The following is a 21,285-nucleotide window of genomic DNA, read 5'->3' on the forward strand; positions in this document are numbered from 1 at the left end:
TTAAGTTTTAACAATGCAGCAACTTATCTTTTTTTTACAGAAATTTAAAAATTTTCTGTTCTTTTTATTGTTAGCACTTATATCACTTGCATTAACTTTTAATAACCTTAATTTTCATAAAAGTAAGTTTGTAAATTCTGCAAATTCTATAACAGGTGGTTTATTCTCTCAAGCTTCAAGTATTTCTGAATATTGGAGTTTAAAATCAGAAAATAAACTTTTAGCAGAAGAAAACACACGTCTAAAAAACTTGATAGAACAAAATAGTACAATAATTTATAATTTTGATTCTATTATTGTTGATACTATAAAATATCACCAAAAATATACATATACCACTGCTAAAATTACTAATAATAACTATTCTAAAGCTTTTAATTTTATTACCATTAATAAAGGAAAAAATCAAAGTATTACTAAAGAAATGGCTGTTATAAATAGTAAAGGAATTATTGGTATTACTGATAATGCTTCTAGTAATTACGCAAGAGTACAATCTATTTTAAATAGAAATAGCAAAATAAATGCACGTTTAAAAAATAGTAGTTATTTTGGAACTTTAAGTTGGAATGGACTAGAATATAATACAGTTCAACTTTCAGATATACCAAGACAAGCTCCTTTAAAAATTGGAGATACTATAGAAACAGGAGGTAAATCTACTATTTTTCCAGAAGGTATTTTAATAGGAACAATATCAAAAGTAAATAAAGGAAATACAGCAGATAATAAAGTAGATGTACTACTTTTTAATGACATGAGTAATCTTGGCTACGTTCAGATTATTAAAAACTTAGACAAAGAGGAAATAAAAAATTTAGAAACACAGAATGAATAAACCATTTAGCATGGCCATATTGTTTTTTTCCCTGCTTTTTTTGCAGGTTTTTGTGCTAAATAACATTTTATTTCTAGGCTATATAAACCCTTACATATATATTGTTTTTGTATTCCTATACCCTTTAAAAGAAAATAGATTTACGTTTCTTTTTAGTTGTTTTTTATTAGGTATATTTATTGATTTTTTTTCTGATTCTGGTGGTATCCATGCATTTTCAATTTTATGTATTGCTTACGCAAGACTTTTTTTTGTTCGATTATACTTTAAGAAAGTTGAAGCTGATTACCCGTTTTTTAATTTGAAATCAGAATCTTTTGGTAAAATCTTTAACTATGTTACAACTTTAACTTTTATTCATCACCTAATCTACTTTTCTTTAGCTAACTTTAGCTTCTATAATTACTCAAACGTACTTTTAAACACACTATATTCTAGTGTATTTACGTTACTATTGTACTTTACAGGAACTTATATTTTTACCAAAAGCGAATAATGCAAAGAAGTTTTTTACTCTATTTTTTAATAACCCTTATTGGGCTAATTTTTATTGGAAGACTGTTTCAGTTACAAATAATTAAACACGAAAGTTATGACCCTATTCATAATGCTGCCGTTAAAATTATGTATGATTACCCAGAACGTGGTTATGTTTATGACAGAAATGGAAAATTATTAATTGCTAATCAACTTTCTTATGATGTTATGGTACAACCAAATCAAGTTAAAGAATTAGATACATTAGAGTTTTGTAAGCTTTTAAATATTGATAAAGAAGAATTCTTAAAAAGATTTAAAAGAGCAGAAAAATATGCCTCATATTTACCATCCGTTTTTTTAAAACAATTAGCTAAAGAAGATTTTGCTTTTTTACAAGAAAAATTACACAAATATCGAGGGTTTTATATTCAAAAAAGAATAATTAGAGATTACCCAATAAAAGCTGCAGCAAATGTATTGGGTTATATTGGTGAAGTAAATGAACAAAAAGCTAGAAAAAATGATTACTATCAACAAGGAGAATTAGAAGGCAAAGATGGTATTGAAAGACAATATGAAGATGTTTTAAGAGGTCGAAAAGGAAAAAAATATTTACACAGAAATCGTTTTAACAAAGTTACAGGATCTTTTAAAGATGGTATTTACGATACTTTACCTGAAAACGGAAAAGATTTAATGCTAACTCTAGACATTGAATTACAAGCTTATGCCCAACAATTAATGAGAGGGAAACGTGGTGGTATTGTAGCTATTGAACCAGCAACAGGAGAAATTTTAGCTTTAGTAACTGCACCTTCTTACGACCCGAATATGTTAGTAGGTAGAAAAAGATCTAAAAATTCTGTAGCATTATTTAACGATACAATAAACAAACCAAGTTATGATAGAGGTTTACTAGCGGCTTATGCCCCTGGTTCTCCTTTTAAAATGATGAATGCCTTAATTGGCTTACAAGAAAAAGTAATTACCGAACAAACTGGTTTTAGTTGTTATGGTGGTTATAGATATGGTAACAGAGCCCATGAATTTATGAAATGCCATTGCGATATTTATGGCAGACCTCTTAAATTAAAAACAGCAATTGCAAGATCTTGTAATAGCTATTTTTCTAATACATACAAAAGAATTGTAGAAAAAGACAACAACCCATCAGAAGGTTTAGATAAATGGCATGAACACGTTGCTAGTTTTGGCTTAGGTAATTATTTAGGATATGATTTACCTGCAGGTCAAAAAGGATTAATTCCTGATGGAAAATATTATGATAGAAGATATCGATATTCTTGGAATGCTTCTACAAATATATCTAACGCAATTGGTCAAGGAGAAGTTTTAACAACACCTATTCAATTGGCAAATTTTACAGCTGCGATTGCTAATAGAGGATATTTTTATACTCCTCATATTGTTAAAAAAATTGACTCTAGTTTTATTGACAATCCAAATTACAGGCAAGCTAAAAAAACAACTATAGATAAAAAATACTTTAAACCTGTTGTAGAGGCAATGCATGAGGTGTTTAAAACGGGTACAGGAAAATATAGCCAGGTAAAAGGTATAGAAATCTGCGGAAAAACAGGAACAGCAGAAAATTTTGTAATTATTGAAGACGTAAAAAAACAGCTAGCAGATCATTCTATTTTAGTAGCTTTTGCACCCAAAGACAATCCTAAAATTGCTTTAGCTGTTTTTGTTGAAAATGGTGGATATGGGTCTACAATTGCAGCACCTATAACCAGTTTAATGATTGAAAAATACATTAATGGAGAAATATCACCTAGAAACAAATACAGAGAGTTAAATATGTTAAACAAAAGTCTACAAGATATTTATGATATTCAATTACAAAAACCTATAGAAGTTGCGTCAAGAACGAAATAATATTTTTGCAGGTATAGATTGGATTTTAGTATTTCTATACATTGCTCTTGTTGGCTTTGGATGGGTAAATATTTATGCAGCATCTAGAACCGAAGACAGTAATCAAATTTTAGATTTAACTACAAAATATGGCAAACAACTTATTTGGATAGGATTAAGTGTACCATTAGTAATAGCAATTCTTTTTTTTAACTCAAAGTTTTACGAAAAATATGCAAGTATTCTTTATCTAATTTCCATATTCTCTTTAATTCTACTTTTTCCTTTTGGTAAAGAAATTAACGGAGCCAAATCTTGGTTTAATTTTGGTTTCATGGGCTTGCAGCCATCAGAATTTGCAAAAGCATGTACAGCACTTGCAGTAGCAAAACTATTAAGTGATAGGCAATATAATTTTAAACTTGTTAAGAATCAGATAAAAGCATTTATAATAGTTTTTTTTCCGGCATTTTTAATTTTTTTACAACCTGATGCAGGTTCTGCTATTATTTACCTATCCTTCTTTTTTGTACTTAATAGAGAAGGTTTAACTTTAAATTACATCCTTTTAGGCTCTGGATTTATTATACTTTTTATTTTAACTATTTTCTTCGGATATAAATGGGTGGTAACCATATCCTTTTTATTGACGACAATACTTGTTGTTTATTTGTTTTATAGAGGAGGAAAACGTTTTTTCCGTTTCAATTGGCACAAAATCCTGAGTGTTTACCTAATTATTGGAGTTTTTATTGTGGGTACTGGTTACATCTACAAAAACGTATTACCTATACATCAAAAAGATAGATTCGATATTTTATTAGGGAAAAAAATAGACAACAAGGGTATTGGCTACAACTCTTATCAATCAGAATTAACAATTAGTTCTGGTGGTTTTAACGGAAAAGGATTTTTAAAAGGAGATTTAACCCAAGGAGATTTTGTACCAGAACAACACACAGATTACATTTTCAGTACAGTAGGTGAAGAATGGGGCTTTATAGGAAGCAGTTTAGTTATAATTCTTTTTATGTTACTGCTATATAGAATTATTTACTTAGCAGAAACACATAGTAATAAATTTGGTAGAATTTATGGTTACGGCTTAGCTTCTATTCTGTTTTTTCACGTAATAGTTAATATAGGTATGGTTATAGGTCTTTTACCAACAGTTGGCATACCTTTACCCTTTTTCAGCTATGGAGGCTCTTCTTTATGGGGCTTTACAATCTTACTTTTTATCTTTATAAGATTAGACGCTCATAAGAATTACGATTTTTAAATAGATTAAATCATTCATTTTTTAAAAAACAGGCACAAAAAAAACTCTAAATAAAAATTTAGAGTTTCTTTAAGTTTGTTAAATTAAAATCTTAGATAGCAGCTACGTGCTTAGTTAATTTAGATTTTAAGTTAGAAGCTTTATTCTTATGAATAATATTATTCTTAGCTAACTTATCAATCATAGAAATTACACTTCCTAATTTTGATTCAGCGTCAGTTTTATCTTCAACTGCACGTAAATCTCTAACAGCATTTCTTGTAGTTTTATGCTGATATTTATTACGTAATCTTTTAGCTTCGTTACTTCTAATTCTTTTTAATGCTGACTTATGATTTGCCATAATTTTGTTTTTTCGTTTTTTTTAAAACTTTTGTAGTCCGTACGGGAATCGAACCCGTGTTACCAGGATGAAAACCTGGCGTCCTAACCCCTAGACGAACGGACCATAACAATTAAATTATCTCTCAATTGCGGGTGCAAATATACAACATTTTTTAACTTCTGCAACATTTTTTTAAAAAAAATGCTTTTTTTTTAAAAATTTAATATGCCTTAGCAAAAAGCACTCTTTTTGATGATGGGTTTCCTGTTAAAACACAAACTCCTTCTTCTTCTATCGCTTCATTAGGTATACATCTAATAGTAGCTTTTGTATATTCTTTTATTCTATCTTCAGTTTCTTCTGTTCCATCCCAATGTGCAGAAACAAAACCTCCTTTTTTAATTGCCTTTTTAAATTCTTTAAAATCGTTTACAACAGTTGTATATTCTTTTCGATACTCAATTGCTTTATTAAACAAGTTTTCTTGAATTTCATCTAAAAGATTTTCTACGAAAGCAATAACTTCATCTTGCGCAACAGTTTTCTTTTCTAATGTATCTCTTCTGGCAATTTCTAAAGTTCCATTTTCTAAATCACGATTACCAATTGCAATTCTTACTGGTACACCTTTTAATTCATATTCTGCAAATTTTGCACCTGGTCTAAAAGTATCTCTATCATCAAACTTAACAGAAATACCTTTTTTTCTTAAATCTATTACAATTGCATTTACTTTATTAGAAATAGCTTCTAATTGCTCATCATTCTTATAAATAGGAACAATTACTACTTGTATTGGAGCTAATTTAGGAGGCAGAACCAAACCATTATCATCTGAATGCGTCATTATTAAACCACCTATTAAACGTGTAGAAACTCCCCAAGAAGTGGCCCAAACATATTCTTGTTTCCCTTCTTTAGAAGTATATTTTACATCAAAAGCTTTAGCAAAATTCTGGCCTAAAAAATGAGATGTACCTGCTTGTAACGCTTTTCCATCTTGCATTAAAGCTTCAATAGTATAAGTATCTTCTGCACCTGCAAAACGTTCACTATCCGATTTTACTCCTTTTACAACAGGCATTGCCATAAAATTTTCTGCAAACTCAGCATAAACATCTTGCATTTGTTTTGCTTCTGTAATTGCTTCAGTTCTTGTTGCGTGAGCTGTATGCCCCTCTTGCCATAAAAATTCGGCAGTTCTCAAAAATAATCGGGTTCTCATTTCCCATCTTACAACATTAGCCCATTGATTTATTAAAAGAGGTAAATCTCTATAAGACTGAATCCATCCTTTATAAGTATTCCAAATAATTGCTTCGGATGTTGGCCTAACTACTAATTCTTCTTCTAGTTTAGCTTCAGGGTCTACCCTTAACTTACCTTCATTATCAGGATCGTTTTGTAAACGATAATGGGTAACTACTGCACATTCTTTTGCAAAACCTTCCGCATTTTTTTCTTCAGCTTCAAACAAACTTTTAGGAACAAATAAAGGAAAATAAGCGTTTTCATGCCCTGTTTCTTTAAACATTCTATCTAACTCAGCCTGCATTTTTTCCCAAATAGCAAAACCATAAGGTTTAATTACCATACAACCTCTTACTGCAGAGTTTTCTGCTAAATCAGCTTTAACCACTAATTCATTATACCATTTAGAATAATCTTCTGATCTTTTTGTTAACTTCTTACTCATAATTTAATCTTTGGCACAAATATTGTTATCTTTATAGTGAAATTTTTGTTAAATGTATCTTTTTATAAAATTGATACAAAACTACTATAATTTAACGTTTATAAAGCAAAATTTCATTAATAAAGGTACATCAAAAAATAAAATATTATGAAACTACATTATAAAAACTTAAAGCTAAACCAACTGATTTTATTTGTAACAGCTAATGTTTTGTTAGTTTCTTGCGGAACTTACCAAAGCGTTTACAACAATGATGATGGTATTTATGCTGATAATTCACAAACAAGAGAACAAGAACAAAAAACTATTATTGTTAATGAAGATGATTATCAAGATTACGAAGACAATTACTTTACTAAAAGTCTAAATAACTTACAAACAATTGAAAACAATGAAATATTTACAGATGTTGATGATTATGATTCTGAAGATGTTTATGTAGATGATGAGATTATAGACGAAACTTTAAATTATGATGCTAATCAGCCTTGGGGTTATGAAGATAATGATGTAGTAGTTAATGTAAACTTAATATCAAATCCTTATTGGTATGGTTATAATTCTAATGTATTTAATGGCTGGAATTATTATGGAAACCCTTATTGGAACAATCGTTTTTGGGGATACAGAAGTTGGAGGTACAATCCTTATTGGCATCCTTATCATAATAACTGGGGTGTTTATGGTGGTTTTTACACAAACTTTTATAACAATCGTTTTTGGAATAACAACAGACATTACAGAAACTACAACTATGGTAGAAGAACAGCCTACAACAACACTTACTACAGAAGAAATAGCTTAAATTCTAATAATAGAATTAGTACTAGCAGAAGAAACACAACAACCACTAGTAGAAGATCTACAAGTACAACTAGTAGAAATAGAGTTACAACATCTCCTACAAGAAATTCTTCTACAACAAGTAGAAGCACAACCACTAGACGCAGTACTACACCAACAAGAAGTGCTACAACAACTAGAGGTAGTAGTTCTAGTTCAAGAAACAGTGGTTCAACTACTAGAAGATCATCTTCTACAACAAGTAGAAATAATAGAAGTTACACACCTTCTAGAAATTCATCTTCAAACAGTAGAGCAAGATCATCATCTTCAAGCAGAAGTTCTTCTAGATCGTCTTCATCTACAAGAAGTAGCAGTAGCAGTAGTAGCAGATCATCTTCGTCTAGTAGTTCTAGTAGAAGTTCATCTTCTAGAAGAGGTAATTAATAAAATTCTTTAGAAAAAATTCAAAACAGTATGAAACGATTTTTTACAATAGCGGCTTTGTTCGCAGTAACTTTTACGTCTTTTTCTCAATCCTTAGGTTATCAAGATTTAGGACTTTTATTCTCTCAAGACGACAATAATGGAACAGCTCGTTTTACAGCAATGAGTGGTGCTTTTGGAGCATTAGGTGGAGATATTTCATCTATAAATATAAATCCTGCAGGTTTATCTGTATTTAATACCAGCTTGTTATCTGGTAGTTTAAATTCTAGAAACTCAGATATTAATGCTAATTATTATGGTAACGCTTTAACCACGCAAAATAATTTTATTAATTTATCGCAAGTTGGTGCTGTTTTAGTTTTTGATAGTGCCTACAAAAGCGACTGGACAAAGTTTGCAATGGGTTTTAACTATAGAATTACTAAAGATTTTAATAATAATTTTTTAGCCACAGGTAATAGTGGTATAACTACTTTTAGTGAATTCCCTTTAGACAACAATGACACTAAATTCAATTATAATATTGCAGATGAACAGCGCTTTGATAATCTTTATACAGGTGAATTAAGTGAATTTTCTGTTGGTTTTTCATCCGTTCATCAAAACAAACTACACGTAGGTTTAGGACTTAATTTTTATGATTTAAATTTTAGTCAGCAATCTGATTTAACTGAATTGAATAGTGATGCAAATGGTAACGAGTTAGATGCTTTTCTATATCAAGAAAATTTTTCTACAGGAACAGGTTTTTCTGCAAACTTAGGTTTCATTTATAAAGCGAATCAGAATTTTAGATTTGGTTTATCTTACCAAACACCTACTTGGTTTACAGAAATTATCGAAGAAACAAATATCGTTGATAATGATGGTTTTTTTGGTGATACAGAAATAGTAGTTAGTAATGATAATGCCGTTTACAGAAATACAGATTTTGGTGGTTTTCCAAGTCAAAGTTTTATTTATAGACTAAAAACACCAAGTAAATTAACAGCAAGTGGAGCTTTGGTTTTTGGTAAAATGGGGTTATTTAGTTTCGATTACACGAATAAAAACTATAAAAACATAAGACTTTCTGGTGCAGATTTTTCACCAGAAAACCAAGACTTTCAAGACAATTACAAAAACACTCACAACTTTAATATTGGTACAGAATGGCGTTTTGATAGATTAAGTTTAAGAGGTGGTTACAAATTTGAACAAAGCCCAGATATTGCTGCATTAGAGTCTGATGATTTACAAGGCTATTCTGTAGGTGGTGGTTATAATTTCGGTAATTTTAAAGTAGATTTTGCTTATAGTGATAGCAACAGAACTGCAGCTTATAATTTTTATTCTGGTTTTGGTGTAGATGCTGCAAACTTAACTTTAGATAATAGAGTTTTTACAGCAACAGTTTCATTAAGCTTATAGTAACAAAAGACATTTAAAAAAAAGACCTTGTATGTTTTAGAAATACAAGGTCTTTTTTATTGCATTTCAGTTTTTTGGCGTAATTTTGCGACTTACAATTATGATTATGCAAGAGACAAAAATTACCATACAAGAAACTACAAATAACACCATATTAAAATTTAATAGCACCAAAATTTTAATAAACGGAGGTAGTTATGAATTTTCTAATATAGACGAAGCTAAAAACTCTCCTTTAGCACAACAATTATTCTACTTACCTTTTGTAAAAAAGATATTTATTACTGCCAATTTTATAGCAATTCAACGTTTTGATATTGTAGAGTGGATTGATGTACAAGATGAAGTTGCAGAACAAATTGAAGCTTATATTACTGATGGAAATGTAGTTGTAAATGAACAAACTTCATCAACTAAAAAAGAAGCAATAGAAGTTTACGCAGAAGTTACACCAAACCCTGCAGTAATGAAATTTGGCACAAACAAATCACTTACTCAAACTGATGTTGAGTTTAAAAACATTGAAGAAGCAAGTAAATCATCGCCATTAGCACAAGCAATTTTTAATTTTCCTTTTGTAAAAGAAGTTTTTATTTCTGATAATTACATTTCTGTTACAAAATATGATATGGTTGAATGGAAAGAAGTTTTTGCAGAAGTAAGAACCTTTATTCGTGAGTATTTAGTTGATGGAAAAACGATAATTAAAGAATTACCTAATCAAACATCAACTGAAACAAAAGCAGAAAATTCAGCACCAAAAGTAGCATTAGAAGGTATACCTGCACAAATTGCAGATATTTTAGATGAATACATAAAACCTGCAGTTGCTGGTGATGGAGGTAATATTGCTTTTCGTTCTTATGATGAGCAAAACAAAGTTGTAAGTGTTGTTTTACAAGGTGCTTGTAGTGGTTGTCCTTCTTCTACTGCTACTTTAAAAAACGGAATTGAAACCTTGTTGAAAGAGATGTTACCAAATCAAATTAACGAAGTTGTAGCTATTAACGGATAAGAATGTCAGCAGAAAAAATAAACCCATATAAAGATTCTAAACTAGGCAAAAAAGAACAAGTTGCCCAAATGTTTGATAATATTTCAGAAAATTACGATGGTTTAAACAGAGTAATTTCTTTAGGAATTGATGTAAAATGGCGTAAAAAAGTTGTAGAAATTGTTGGTAAAAACAATCCGAAACAAATTTTAGATATAGCAACTGGTACAGGAGATTTGGCCTTAATGATGGCCGATTTAAATCCTGATAAAATTGTTGGTTTAGATATTTCTGCAGGAATGTTAGAAGTTGGTAAACAAAAAATTGCCAAAGCTAATTTATCTGATAAAATAGAAATGATCGTTGGCGATTCTGAAGCTATGCCTTTTGAAGACAATACTTTCGATGCTATTACAGTTTCTTTTGGTGTACGTAATTTTGCTAACTTAGATAAAGGTTTAACAGAAATTGCACGTGTTTTAAAACCAACAGGAGTTTTAGTTATTTTAGAAACCTCTAACCCAACTAAATTTCCTTTTAAACAAGGTTATAAATTATACACCAATTTATTTTTACCAGTTATTGGTAAATTGTTTTCTAAAGACAAAGTAGCTTATTCTTATTTATCAGAATCTGCAAATTCTTTTCCTTTTGGTGAAACTTTCAACAATATTTTACAAAAAAATGGGTTTACACATACAAAAGATACACCAGTAACTTTTGGAGTTGCCACAATTTATACTGCAAGCAAATAAAAATGATTAAAAAAATTATTCTTTTTGGATTTTTTCTGATGATCTCAGCAACATTTTTTGCACAAAGAGAGCGTGTAGAAAACTTACCAACTTTCGATAAACGAAAAATACATTATGGTTTTTATTTAGGATTAAATCAAAATGATTTTAAACTCAATTTAAGAAATAGCGAGGTTTTTGATGCAGACATCACTGTAGAACCAACTTATGGTTTTAATGTAGGTCTAATTGCAGAATTACGCTTACATAAAAATTTAAGCATACGTTTAGAGCCAGGATTGGTGAGTAACTCTAAAAATATAATTTTTAATCACTTAAATTCTACAGGTAACCCACAAGATAGTATCAGAGAAATTGGATCTACTTATTTACATTTTCCTGTGGTTTTTAAATTTAGCACAGATAGATACAAAAATATTCGTCCTTATTTATTAGCAGGTGTTTCTTACGATCATAACTTTTCTAGCAACGAAGCTAATCAAGATGATAATTCTTCTGGACAATTTAGAATGACAACTAGCAATTTTATGTACGAAGCAGGAATTGGAATTGATATTTATTTATCATTCTTTAAATTCTCACCTTCTATTCGTGGAGTTTTTGCTATCAATAATGAAATAAAATACGATGATGACCCAAATAGTAATTGGACAGCTCCTGTAAATTTTATGGGAACTCGTGGTGTTTTCTTAAATTTTGCTTTTGAGTAATTTTAGTTGCAAAGATGCAAAGCATAAAAATTACAAAGTGATTTGACTACTAAGAATTGTTATTGATTTCCTAAATATTCCTCTTAAACTCACTTAATAAAATAGCGGTTGCTGTTGCAACATTTAAGCTTTCAGTTTCTTGAGTTTCTCCAAATCTTGGGATAGATATTTTATTTTTTATCAGACTTTTAATTTCATCAGAAACGCCATTTGCTTCATTACCCATAATTAAAATGGCTTCTTTTGGTAATTCAGATTTGTAAACATTTTCACCATCCATATCAGCAATAAATGTGGGCAAAGCAGTTTCTTTTAAGTAAGTTTCTAAATCTAAATATTTAATAGAAATTCTTGTTAAAGAGCCCATACTTGCTTGCACTACTTTCTGATTGTAACAATCTACAGTATCTTTAGAGCAGATTAATTGAGTTACCCCAAACCAATCGCATAAACGAATAATTGTTCCTAAATTACCAGGATCATTTATTTTATCTAAAGCAATTATTAATCCATTTTTTTGAAGCGGTTTTTCATCAGGAATTCTAAATAACCCTAAAACTTTATTAGGCGATTTTAAATTGCTAATTTTTTGCAATTCAACATCAGAAATTCTAATAATTTTATCAGAAGAAATTGTAGTTTCAAAATCATCCGAAGCAAATAAAAGATCAACCTCAAAAGAAGAGTTTAATAGTTCTTTAACAACTTTTACACCTTCTGCAATAAACAAATTGTATTTTTGTCGATACTTTTTTTGAGATAAACTTGTTATAGTTTTAAGTTGATTTTTAGAGATGCTCATTAATTTGTTCTAAATAGAAATATAACGTTTAAAAATACTATTTTTGATATTCTTTGGACTGCTAAAATAATGAAAAAACTTTCGTTCTATTTTTTATTCATTGTCTTTTTAATTTCATGTAATTCTACAAAACATGTAATTGAGGGAGAACATATGCTTATTAAAAACGAAATTTTTATAGACAGCTTAAAAACACAAGGTACTGATTTACAAAAATACATTTTACAGAAGCCAAATCCGCGTTTTTTAGGTTTACCTTTAGGTTTGTATATTTATAATTTAGGTGATAAAAACAAACCAAAAACACCAACTGAATGGGCAAAAGAAAATCCACGTTCTTATAATTTTGTGAAGAGTATTTTTTCTGAGAAGCAAAGTATTGCATATGCCAATTCTTTTATAAATCTTAATGAATCTTTTCTAGATTATAAAGGTCCAGAAATTGTAAGTGATATTAAAATAAAAAGAACTGCAGATAATTTATGGGCATATTACAAAACTCAAGGTTTTTTTAAATCGTCTGTTAATGCAGAAATTAAAAGAGATTCCACACACAAAAAAGCAACAGTTAGTTATTATATTAAAAAAGGTAAACCAACAACTTTAGATACTATAAACATAAAAATAGAATCGAATGTTTTAGATTCTATTTATAAAAATTCAAACTTAGAAAGTGTTTTAAAAACAGGCGACCAGTATAAAGATCAAACATTTAGAAAAGAAGCTGCAAGTATTGTAAAATTGTTCAGAAACAAAGGTATTTATCATTTTACTGAATCTGCTTTAGGGTTTTATGTAGATTCTACAAGAACAGATTATAAAACAAATGTAGATTTTATAATTTCTGCAAATCGATTAATTGATGATAATGGACAGTATAAAGAAAGACTTTATAAAGTACACACTGTTAAAGAAATAAATGTAATTACAGATTATTCTTATACAAGAAAAGATAAAACTTTTAGAGATACAGTTTCTTATAATGGTATAAACTTTTATGCTTATCGTAAAATAAGATACAATCCTAAATATTTATCACAATCTATATTTTTAAACCAAGGTGAAATCTACAAAGACACACTAACAAACCTAACAAGAACTCATTTAAAATCATTACAAAATTTTAAATCTACCAACATTTCTTTCACCACTATTCCTGGATCTGATGACGAGCTAAAAATGGATATTTTATTAGCACCTCTAGAGAAATACACACTAGGGGTAGAATCTGAATTAACCCATTCAAATATTCGAAATTTTGGAGTTTCTGGTAAATTTTCAATCACCAATAGAAATACATTTAAAGGTGCAGAATTATTAAAATTATCGCTTTTAGGCTCTTGGTTTAACTCAAACACAGGTCCTGGTTGGGAAATTGGCGCAGATGCCTCTATAGAAATACCAAGATTTTTAGCCCCTTTTGGGTTAAGTAAATTAGTACCCAAAGAAATGTCTCCAAGAACATTGTTTTCTTTAGGTTCTAGTTTTCAAAAAAATATAGGTTTAGATAGGCAAACCTTTACTTTTTTAACAGATTACAAATGGCAATATAATGCTAAGAAAACGATTCAATTAGAAGTTATAAATGCACAATACATCCAAAATTTAAACGTAAGTAGTTTCTTTACAATTTACAATTCTGAGTACGAAAGCTTAAATGAAGTTGCACAATCTTATGATAATTTCAACTACAATAATTCAGATAGAACTTTAGATTTGCCAGAAGAAGCCATTTCTTTTATGAATACTGTTGCAAATGATAATAGTTTTCAAAGTACAAATCCAGAAGAGTTTAACAATACTCTAAATATTTTAGACAGATACAATATTATTACTTCAGATTTCTTAATTCCTACAATTGCATATAATTATACTTACAATAATCAATCAGATTTTAAAGACAACAATTTTTCATTCTTTAGAGTAAGATTAGCCAACTCTGGTAACCTATTAGGCCTTTTATCAAAAGAAACAAATGCCAACGATAAAAAAACCCTATTGGGTATTCCTTTAGCTCAGTATTTTAAAACGGATATTGAATATAAAAAGTTCTGGACACTAGGTAAAGGAAATTCAGTTTTTGCTTTTAGAACCTTTTTAGGAGCAATTATTACTTATGATAATTCTGATATACCTTTTACAAAAAGTTATTTTGCTGGTGGTTCTAATGATATTAGAGCTTGGCAAACTTACGAACTTGGCCCTGGAGCAAGAGACTCTGGCTTAGAATACAATGTAGGTAGCTTTAAATTTTTAACAAGTGCAGAATATAGATTTGATGTAATTAACAGGTTAAAAGGTGCTATTTTTGTTGATGCAGGTAATATTTGGGATATTTCTGGCTCTAGTTTTGTTGAAGACGAAGCAAAATTCAACAGTTTTTCATCACTAAAAAACATTGCAATTGGTTCTGGTTTTGGTGCAAGACTAGATTTTAATTTCTTAATAATTCGTTTTGATGTTGGTTTTAAAACCTATGAACCCTCTCTAAATGATAACAAGTGGTTTAAAAATTACAATTTTAATGATGCTGTTTATAATATAGGTATCAATTATCCTTTCTAAAAAAAGGTAACGTTTTCGTTATTTTATGCGCGCTATTTGTTAAAAAACCTACTAATTTTTAGTATTTTTGACAAATAACATCAATAAAAAAATTAAAAAATGGGTCATAATATTAAACCTGGTGTAGCAACAGGAAAAGAAGTTCAAGAAATTTTTAATTACGCTAAAGAAAAAGGATTTGCTTTACCAGCAGTTAATGTAATTGGTTCTAATACAATTAATAGTGTTTTAGAAACTGCTAAAGAATTAAATTCTCCTGTAATTATTCAGTTTTCAAATGGAGGCGCACAATTTAATGCAGGTAAAGGATTATCTAACGAAAATCAAAAAGCAGCAATTGCAGGTGGTATAGCTGGAGCAAAACACATACACGCCTTAGCAGAAGCTTATGGAGTTCCTGTTATTTTACATACAGATCACTGTGCAAAAAAATTATTACCTTGGATTGACGGTTTATTAGATGCTTCTGAAAAACACTTCGAAGAAACAGGTAAACCTCTTTATAGTTCTCATATGATTGATTTATCTGAAGAGCCTCTTGAGGAAAATATGGAAATTTGTAAAACATACTTAGCTAGAATGAGCAAAATGGGTATGACTTTAGAAATTGAATTAGGTATTACTGGTGGTGAAGAAGATGGTGTAGATAATTCTGATGTAGATGCTTCTAAGTTATACACACAACCAGAAGAAGTTGCTTATGCTTATGAAGAGTTATTAAAAGTTTCTTCTCAGTTTACAATTGCAGCAGCATTTGGTAATGTACATGGAGTTTACAAGCCAGGTAACGTAAAGTTAACACCAAAAATCTTAAAGAACTCTCAAGAATTTATCACTAAAAAATATGGAGTTGAAGAAAACCATATCGATTTTGTATTTCATGGTGGTTCTGGTTCTACGTTAGAAGAAATTAGAGAAGCTATTGGTTATGGTGTTATTAAAATGAATATTGATACTGATTTACAATTTGCCTTTACAGAAGGAATTAGAGATTATATGCAAGGTAAAGCAGATTATTTAGCAACTCAAATTGGTAATCCTGATGGAGCAGACCAACCAAACAAAAAGTATTACGATCCAAGAAAATGGTTACGTTTAGGAGAAGAAACTTTTAAAGCACGTTTAAAACAAGCATTTGCTGATTTAAATAATGTAGATACTCTATAATTATATAAATAAAATTACTAAAAAAGCATTTTGATACTCTCAAAATGCTTTTTTTTTGATTGCTACAAATACTTCATAAAAAATCTTTTACATTTGTAATCCGTTTCTTTTTAAAGGAAACGTTTAAACAAACATAATTTTAAAATCAAATCTATGAGTGCTTGGTTTAAAAGAACTGATAAAGGAATACAAACTGCTACAGAAGATAAGAAAGACACACCCAAAGGTCTTTGGTATAAAACACCTAGTGGTAAAATTATAGATACTGAAGAACTAAAAAAGAATTTATATGTTAGTCCAGAAGACGGTTATCATGTAAGAATTGGTAGTAAAGAGTATTTCGAGTTATTTTTTGACGAAAACAAATTTGAAGAGTTAAATGAAAAATTAACTTCTAAAGACCCTTTAAAGTTTGAAGACACAAAAAAATATCCTGAAAGGTTAAAAGCCGCTCAAGAAAAAACAAAGCTTAAAGATGCAGTAAGAACAGCTGTTGGTAAATCTTTAGGAAAAGATATTGTTATTGCTGCTATGGATTTTGCTTTTATTGGTGGCTCTATGGGTTCTGTAGTTGGAGAAAAAATTGCACGTGCAATTAACTACTCTATAGAAAACAAGATTCCTTTTTTAATGATTTCTAAATCTGGTGGAGCAAGAATGATGGAAGCTTCTCTTTCTTTAATGCAATTGGTAAAAACATCCGCAAAACTAGCACAATTAGCAGAAGTAAAAATACCTTATATTTCTTTATGTACAGACCCAACCACTGGTGGTACAACTGCTTCTTATGCAATGTTAGGAGATATTAATATTGCAGAACCAAATGCATTAATTGCATTTGCAGGCCCAAGAGTTGTAAAAGATACTACAGGTAAAGAATTACCTGAAGGTTTTCAAAGATCTGAATTTGTTTTAGAGCACGGTTTTTTAGATGCAATTTACGAGCGTAAAAACTTAAAAAAACAAGTAAATTTATATATCGATTTAATTCAGAATTTACCAATTAGATCAGAAGTAAAAGTATAGAAAATCAAAACTTTACAAGTTATATAAAACCAATAAAAGTGTTACTTTTATTGGTTTTCTTTTAAAAAATAATTCTATATTTGCACCCTCAATGAAAAACTCATTGATATACATAAAAATCATTTAAATAATATTGGCATGTACTTAACAAAAGAAATTAAAGAAGGAATCTTCGAAAAACACGGTAAAGGAAAAAACGATACTGGTTCTTCAGAAGGTCAAATTGCATTATTTACGCACAGAATCAACCATTTAACAGAGCACTTAAAAGCAAATCGTAAAGATTTTAACACTGAGCGTTCATTAGTAATGATGGTAGGTAAACGTAGAAGTTTATTAGATTATCTAAAGAAAACTGAAATCTCTAGATATCGTGCAATTATTAAAGAATTAGGAATTAGAAAATAATTTCTTAACAAAAAGAGGCTCTATAAACGTGCCTCTTTTTTTATTTTCATTTCTTATGTAAAAAAATGAAAACGAGAAATTTAAAATTAATATTAGCAATTTCTCATCAAAATTAAATTCTGCTTAACAAACAGAATCTTATAAAAAACTCAGAAGAACTAACAGCCCTTTTGAATTTCCATTGGAAAAACACACAACAACTGCAACACAACAACAAACAAATTAAAAATTAGAATTTAAAAATTTTATGATTCCAAAAGTATTTAGAGAGGTTATAGACCTTGGAGATGGAAGAACTATCTCATTAGAAACCGGTAAATTAGCAAAACAAGCTCACGGTTCAGTTGTTGTACAAATGGGTAAAGCAATGTTGTTATGTACAGTAGTATCTAGCTACAAAGCAGGAACAGTAGATTTTTTACCTTTAACAGTAGATTATAGAGAAAAATTTGCAGCTGCAGGTCGTTATCCAGGAGGTTTCTTTAAAAGAGAAGCAAGACCAAGTGATGGAGAAGTATTAACAATGCGTTTAGTAGACCGTGTTTTACGTCCATTATTCCCAAAAGATTACCATTCAGAAGTACAGGTAATGATCCAATTAATGTCTCATGATGAAGACGTTATGCCAGATGCATTAGCAGGTTTAGCAGCGTCAGCAGCTATTCAATTATCAGATTTCCCATTCGAATGCCCAATTTCTGAAGCACGTGTTGCAAGAGTTAATGGAGAATTCGTTATCAACCCAAGTAGAGCTCAATTAGCAGAATCTGACATAGATATGATGATTGGAGCATCAGCTGATTCTGTAATGATGGTTGAAGGTGAAATGGATGAAATTTCTGAAGAAGAAATGGCAGATGCTATTAAGTTTGCACATGAGTCTATTAAAATTCAATGTGCTGCTCAAGTTAAATTAGCAGAAGCTTTTGGTAAGAAAGAAACAAGAGAATACGAAGGAGAAAGAGAAGATGAAGAATTAGCAGCAAAAATAAATGACTTTTGTTACGACAAATGTTATGCAATTGCTAAAAAAGGAACTTCTAAAGTAGAGCGTACTAATGCTTTTGCAGAAGTAAAAGAAGCATTAAAAGCTACTTTTACTGAAGAAGAATTAGAAGACTATGGTGATTTAGTTGGAAAATATTTTAACAAATCTCAAAAAAATGCAGTTAGAGAATTAACTTTAGCAGAAGGTTTACGTTTAGACGGACGTAAAACTGATGAAATTAGACCAATTTGGTGTGAGGTAGATTACTTACCATCAACACATGGTTCTTCTATTTTTACTCGTGGAGAAACTCAAGCTTTAGCTACAGTAACTTTAGGAACATCTAGAGAAGCAATGAAAATAGATATGCCATCTTACGAAGGTGAAGAAAACTTCTATTTACACTATAACTTCCCTCCTTTTTGTACAGGTGAAGCTAGACCATTAAGAGGAACATCTCGTAGAGAAGTTGGTCATGGTAATTTAGCCCAAAGAGCATTAAAAGGAATGATTCCAGATAGTTGTCCTTATACAGTAAGAGTAGTTTCTGAAGTATTAGAATCTAATGGTTCTTCTTCTATGGCTACTGTTTGTGCTGGTACAATGGCATTAATGGATGCAGGAGTTCAAATGACAAGACCAGTTTCTGGTATTGCTATGGGGTTAATTTCTGACGGAGATCGTTACGCAGTTTTATCTGATATTTTAGGTGATGAAGATCACTTAGGAGATATGGACTTTAAAGTAACTGGTACTGCAGAAGGAATTACTGCTTGTCAAATGGATATTAAAGTAAAAGGACTTTCTTATGAGATTTTAGTAAATGCACTAAAACAAGCTAGAGATGGTCGTTTACATATTTTAGGTAAATTAACAGACACTATTACAACTCCAAACGAAGATGTAAAAGCGCATGCTCCTAAAATGGTAAACAGAAGAATACCTAATGAGTTAATTGGTGCATTTATTGGACCAGGTGGTAAAAATATTCAAGAATTACAGAAAGAAACAGAAACTACAATTGTAATCACTGAAGATCCTGTAACTGAAGAAGGAATTATTGAAATTTTAGGTACAAAACCAGAAGGAATCGAAGCAGTAATTGCTAAGATTGAATCTATGTTATTCAAACCAGAAAAAGGTTCTGTATATGAAGTTAAAGTAATTAAAATGTTAGACTTTGGTGCTGTTGTAGAATATACTGAAGCTCCAGGAAACGAAGTTTTATTGCATGTTTCTGAATTAGCTTGGGAACGTACAGATAATGTTTCTGATGTAGTTAAAATGGGAGATATTTTAGATGTTAAATATTTTGGAATAGACCCAAGAACGCGTAAAGAAAAAGTTTCTAGAAAGGCTATTTTACCTAAACCAGAAGGTTTCGTAGAAAGACCACCTAGAGATAATAATCGTGGAAGAGACAACAGAGGTAGAGATAATCGTGGACGTGATAACAGACGTGATGATCGTAAACCTAGAGAAAGAAAAGAAGATTAAATTTTATACTGAACTCGTTTCAGTATCTTAATAAGTTTAAGAAAAATCGCCAATGATAATTGGCGATTTTTTTATGCTTTTTCGTTTCTTTGTGTTTCTTATGAAAATTCAAAGAATTACTTATTTATCTTTAGGAACAAACCAAGGAAACAAATTGGAAAACCTACAAAAAGCAATAGATTTAATTGCTGATAAAATAGGTGCTGTTCTTAAAATTTCTTCAGTTTACAAAACTGCTTCTTGGGGGTTTGATAGCAATGATTTTTATAACACCTGCTTAAAAGTCACAACATATCATCCACCAGAAAAATTGATGCAAATCCTTTTAAAAATTGAAAGTGGTTTGGGTAGAAAACGTAACAATTCAACTGGATATTCTGATAGAAATATAGATATTGATATTTTATTGTTCGATGATGAAATTATCTTTTCTAAAACACTAATTGTACCTCACTCTAAAATGCTAGAACGTAAATTTGTGATGGTTCCATTATCAGAAATTGCAGGTTCAGTTCTTCATCCTATAGAAAAACAAAAAATATCTATTTGTTTACAAAATTGTAGTGATTCTTCTGGAATTTCTTTGGTCAATGAAAAACTAAAACGCCCAATTCCTATCTCAGAAAAATACAATTATATTGCTATTGAAGGGAATATTGGTGCAGGTAAAACATCACTTTCTAAAATGATGTCTGATGAGTTTAATGCAAAAATTGTTTTAGAACGTTTTGCTGATAATCCTTTTTTACCAAAATTTTACGAAGACAAAGAACGCTATGCTTTTCCTTTAGAAATGAGTTTTTTGGCTGATAGATATCAACAATTATCAGACGATTTGGCTCAATTAGATTTGTTTAAAAATTTTGTAGTTTCTGATTATTACATTTTTAAATCTTTAATTTTTGCACAAATCACTTTGCATAAAGATGAATATTTGTTGTACAGAAAAATGTTCGATTTGATGTACAAAGAAATTACAAAACCAGATTTGTACGTCTATTTATATCAAAATACAGACAGACTTTTACAAAACATTAAAAAGCGTGGTAGAGATTATGAACAAAATATAGAAGCTTCTTATCTACAAAAAATACACGATGGCTATAAAAGTTTTATAAGCACACAACAAAACTTAAACACCTTAGTAATTGATGTTTCTGAACTTGATTTTGTTAATAATCCTGAAGATTATATAAACATCATCAATCAAATAAAAAATGGTTAAAAA

Annotated in this window: 17 protein-coding genes and 1 tRNA gene; 14 read left to right on the forward strand and 4 right to left on the reverse strand. The window is 29.8% G+C overall.

Features of this window, described 5'->3' with window-relative positions:
- Positions 1-13: 13 nt before the first annotated feature.
- The 3 genes from mreC (at position 14) to rodA (ending at position 4,481) form a co-directional block, all read left to right on the forward strand.
- Complete coding sequence (gene mreC, locus KO506_RS05275; RefSeq protein WP_215993851.1) at positions 14-838, forward strand: rod shape-determining protein MreC; 825 nt, start codon at positions 14-16, stop codon at positions 836-838.
- A gap of 495 nt (positions 839-1,333) precedes the next feature.
- Entirely contained in the window at positions 1,334-3,220 is a 1,887-nt protein-coding gene (gene mrdA / locus KO506_RS05280; protein WP_215993852.1) for a penicillin-binding protein 2, read from the forward strand.
- Positions 3,201-4,481 carry a rod shape-determining protein RodA gene (gene rodA / locus KO506_RS05285; protein WP_215993853.1) on the forward strand — a complete coding sequence of 427 codons (1,281 nt, stop codon included), beginning with the start codon at positions 3,201-3,203 and terminating at the stop codon, positions 4,479-4,481. Before mrdA ends, rodA begins: the two co-directional genes overlap by 20 nt.
- Positions 4,482-4,572: 91 nt before the next feature.
- On the opposite strand, the gene rpsT is transcribed toward rodA, so the two are convergent.
- From rpsT to proS, 3 genes are all read right to left on the reverse strand, one after another.
- Positions 4,573-4,824 carry a 30S ribosomal protein S20 gene (rpsT, locus tag KO506_RS05290; protein WP_215993854.1) on the reverse strand — a complete coding sequence of 84 codons (252 nt, stop codon included), beginning with the start codon at positions 4,822-4,824 and terminating at the stop codon, positions 4,573-4,575.
- A gap of 33 nt (positions 4,825-4,857) precedes the next feature.
- Positions 4,858-4,929, reverse strand: a tRNA-Glu gene (locus KO506_RS05295).
- A gap of 97 nt (positions 4,930-5,026) precedes the next feature.
- Positions 5,027-6,502, reverse strand: coding sequence for a proline--tRNA ligase (gene proS, locus KO506_RS05300; protein WP_215993855.1), 1,476 nt, complete (start codon positions 6,500-6,502; stop codon positions 5,027-5,029).
- A 147-nt stretch (positions 6,503-6,649) separates the two neighbouring features.
- Here proS and KO506_RS05305 point away from each other — a divergent pair, with 147 nt between their 5' ends.
- From KO506_RS05305 to KO506_RS05325, 5 genes are all read left to right on the forward strand, one after another.
- A complete protein-coding gene (locus KO506_RS05305; RefSeq protein WP_215993856.1) occupies positions 6,650-7,732 on the forward strand; it encodes a hypothetical protein in 1,083 nt (360 codons plus the stop codon).
- A 30-nt stretch (positions 7,733-7,762) separates the two neighbouring features.
- Positions 7,763-9,145, forward strand: coding sequence for an OmpP1/FadL family transporter (locus KO506_RS05310; protein WP_215993857.1), 1,383 nt, complete (start codon positions 7,763-7,765; stop codon positions 9,143-9,145).
- A 106-nt stretch (positions 9,146-9,251) separates the two neighbouring features.
- Complete coding sequence (locus tag KO506_RS05315; RefSeq protein WP_215993858.1) at positions 9,252-10,160, forward strand: NifU family protein; 909 nt, start codon at positions 9,252-9,254, stop codon at positions 10,158-10,160.
- 2 nt (positions 10,161-10,162) lie between these two features.
- Positions 10,163-10,894: a bifunctional demethylmenaquinone methyltransferase/2-methoxy-6-polyprenyl-1,4-benzoquinol methylase UbiE gene (gene ubiE / locus KO506_RS05320; RefSeq protein WP_215993859.1), complete on the forward strand. Its 732-nt coding sequence runs from the start codon at positions 10,163-10,165 to the stop codon at positions 10,892-10,894.
- Between the two features lie 2 nt (positions 10,895-10,896).
- A complete protein-coding gene (locus KO506_RS05325) occupies positions 10,897-11,604 on the forward strand; it encodes a porin family protein (protein WP_215993860.1) in 708 nt (235 codons plus the stop codon).
- 70 nt (positions 11,605-11,674) lie between these two features.
- On the opposite strand, the gene KO506_RS05330 is transcribed toward KO506_RS05325, so the two are convergent.
- On the reverse strand, positions 11,675-12,406 hold the full coding sequence (locus tag KO506_RS05330; RefSeq protein ID WP_215993861.1) for a TrmH family RNA methyltransferase: 732 nt from the start codon (positions 12,404-12,406) through the stop codon (positions 11,675-11,677).
- A gap of 69 nt (positions 12,407-12,475) precedes the next feature.
- Between KO506_RS05330 and KO506_RS05335 the strand changes: the two genes are divergently transcribed.
- The 6 genes from KO506_RS05335 (at position 12,476) to folK (ending at position 21,282) form a co-directional block, all read left to right on the forward strand.
- Positions 12,476-14,971, forward strand: coding sequence for an outer membrane protein assembly factor (locus KO506_RS05335; protein ID WP_215993862.1), 2,496 nt, complete (start codon positions 12,476-12,478; stop codon positions 14,969-14,971).
- 99 nt (positions 14,972-15,070) lie between these two features.
- A complete protein-coding gene (fbaA, locus tag KO506_RS05340) occupies positions 15,071-16,138 on the forward strand; it encodes a class II fructose-bisphosphate aldolase (protein ID WP_215993863.1) in 1,068 nt (355 codons plus the stop codon).
- Positions 16,139-16,291: 153 nt separating this feature from the next.
- Complete coding sequence (gene accD / locus KO506_RS05345) at positions 16,292-17,164, forward strand: acetyl-CoA carboxylase, carboxyltransferase subunit beta (protein WP_215993864.1); 873 nt, start codon at positions 16,292-16,294, stop codon at positions 17,162-17,164.
- Between the two features lie 138 nt (positions 17,165-17,302).
- Positions 17,303-17,572: a 30S ribosomal protein S15 gene (gene rpsO, locus KO506_RS05350; RefSeq protein WP_215993865.1), complete on the forward strand. Its 270-nt coding sequence runs from the start codon at positions 17,303-17,305 to the stop codon at positions 17,570-17,572.
- A gap of 247 nt (positions 17,573-17,819) precedes the next feature.
- Positions 17,820-20,057 (forward strand): polyribonucleotide nucleotidyltransferase, encoded by a 2,238-nt coding sequence (locus KO506_RS05355; protein WP_215993866.1) that lies wholly within the window; start codon positions 17,820-17,822, stop codon positions 20,055-20,057.
- A gap of 100 nt (positions 20,058-20,157) precedes the next feature.
- Positions 20,158-21,282: a 2-amino-4-hydroxy-6-hydroxymethyldihydropteridine diphosphokinase gene (folK, locus tag KO506_RS05360; protein WP_215993867.1), complete on the forward strand. Its 1,125-nt coding sequence runs from the start codon at positions 20,158-20,160 to the stop codon at positions 21,280-21,282.
- Positions 21,283-21,285 lie beyond the last annotated feature (3 nt).

This window comes from Polaribacter vadi (assembly GCF_018861005.1).
In the GTDB taxonomy this organism is placed as follows: domain Bacteria; phylum Bacteroidota; class Bacteroidia; order Flavobacteriales; family Flavobacteriaceae; genus Polaribacter; species Polaribacter vadi_A.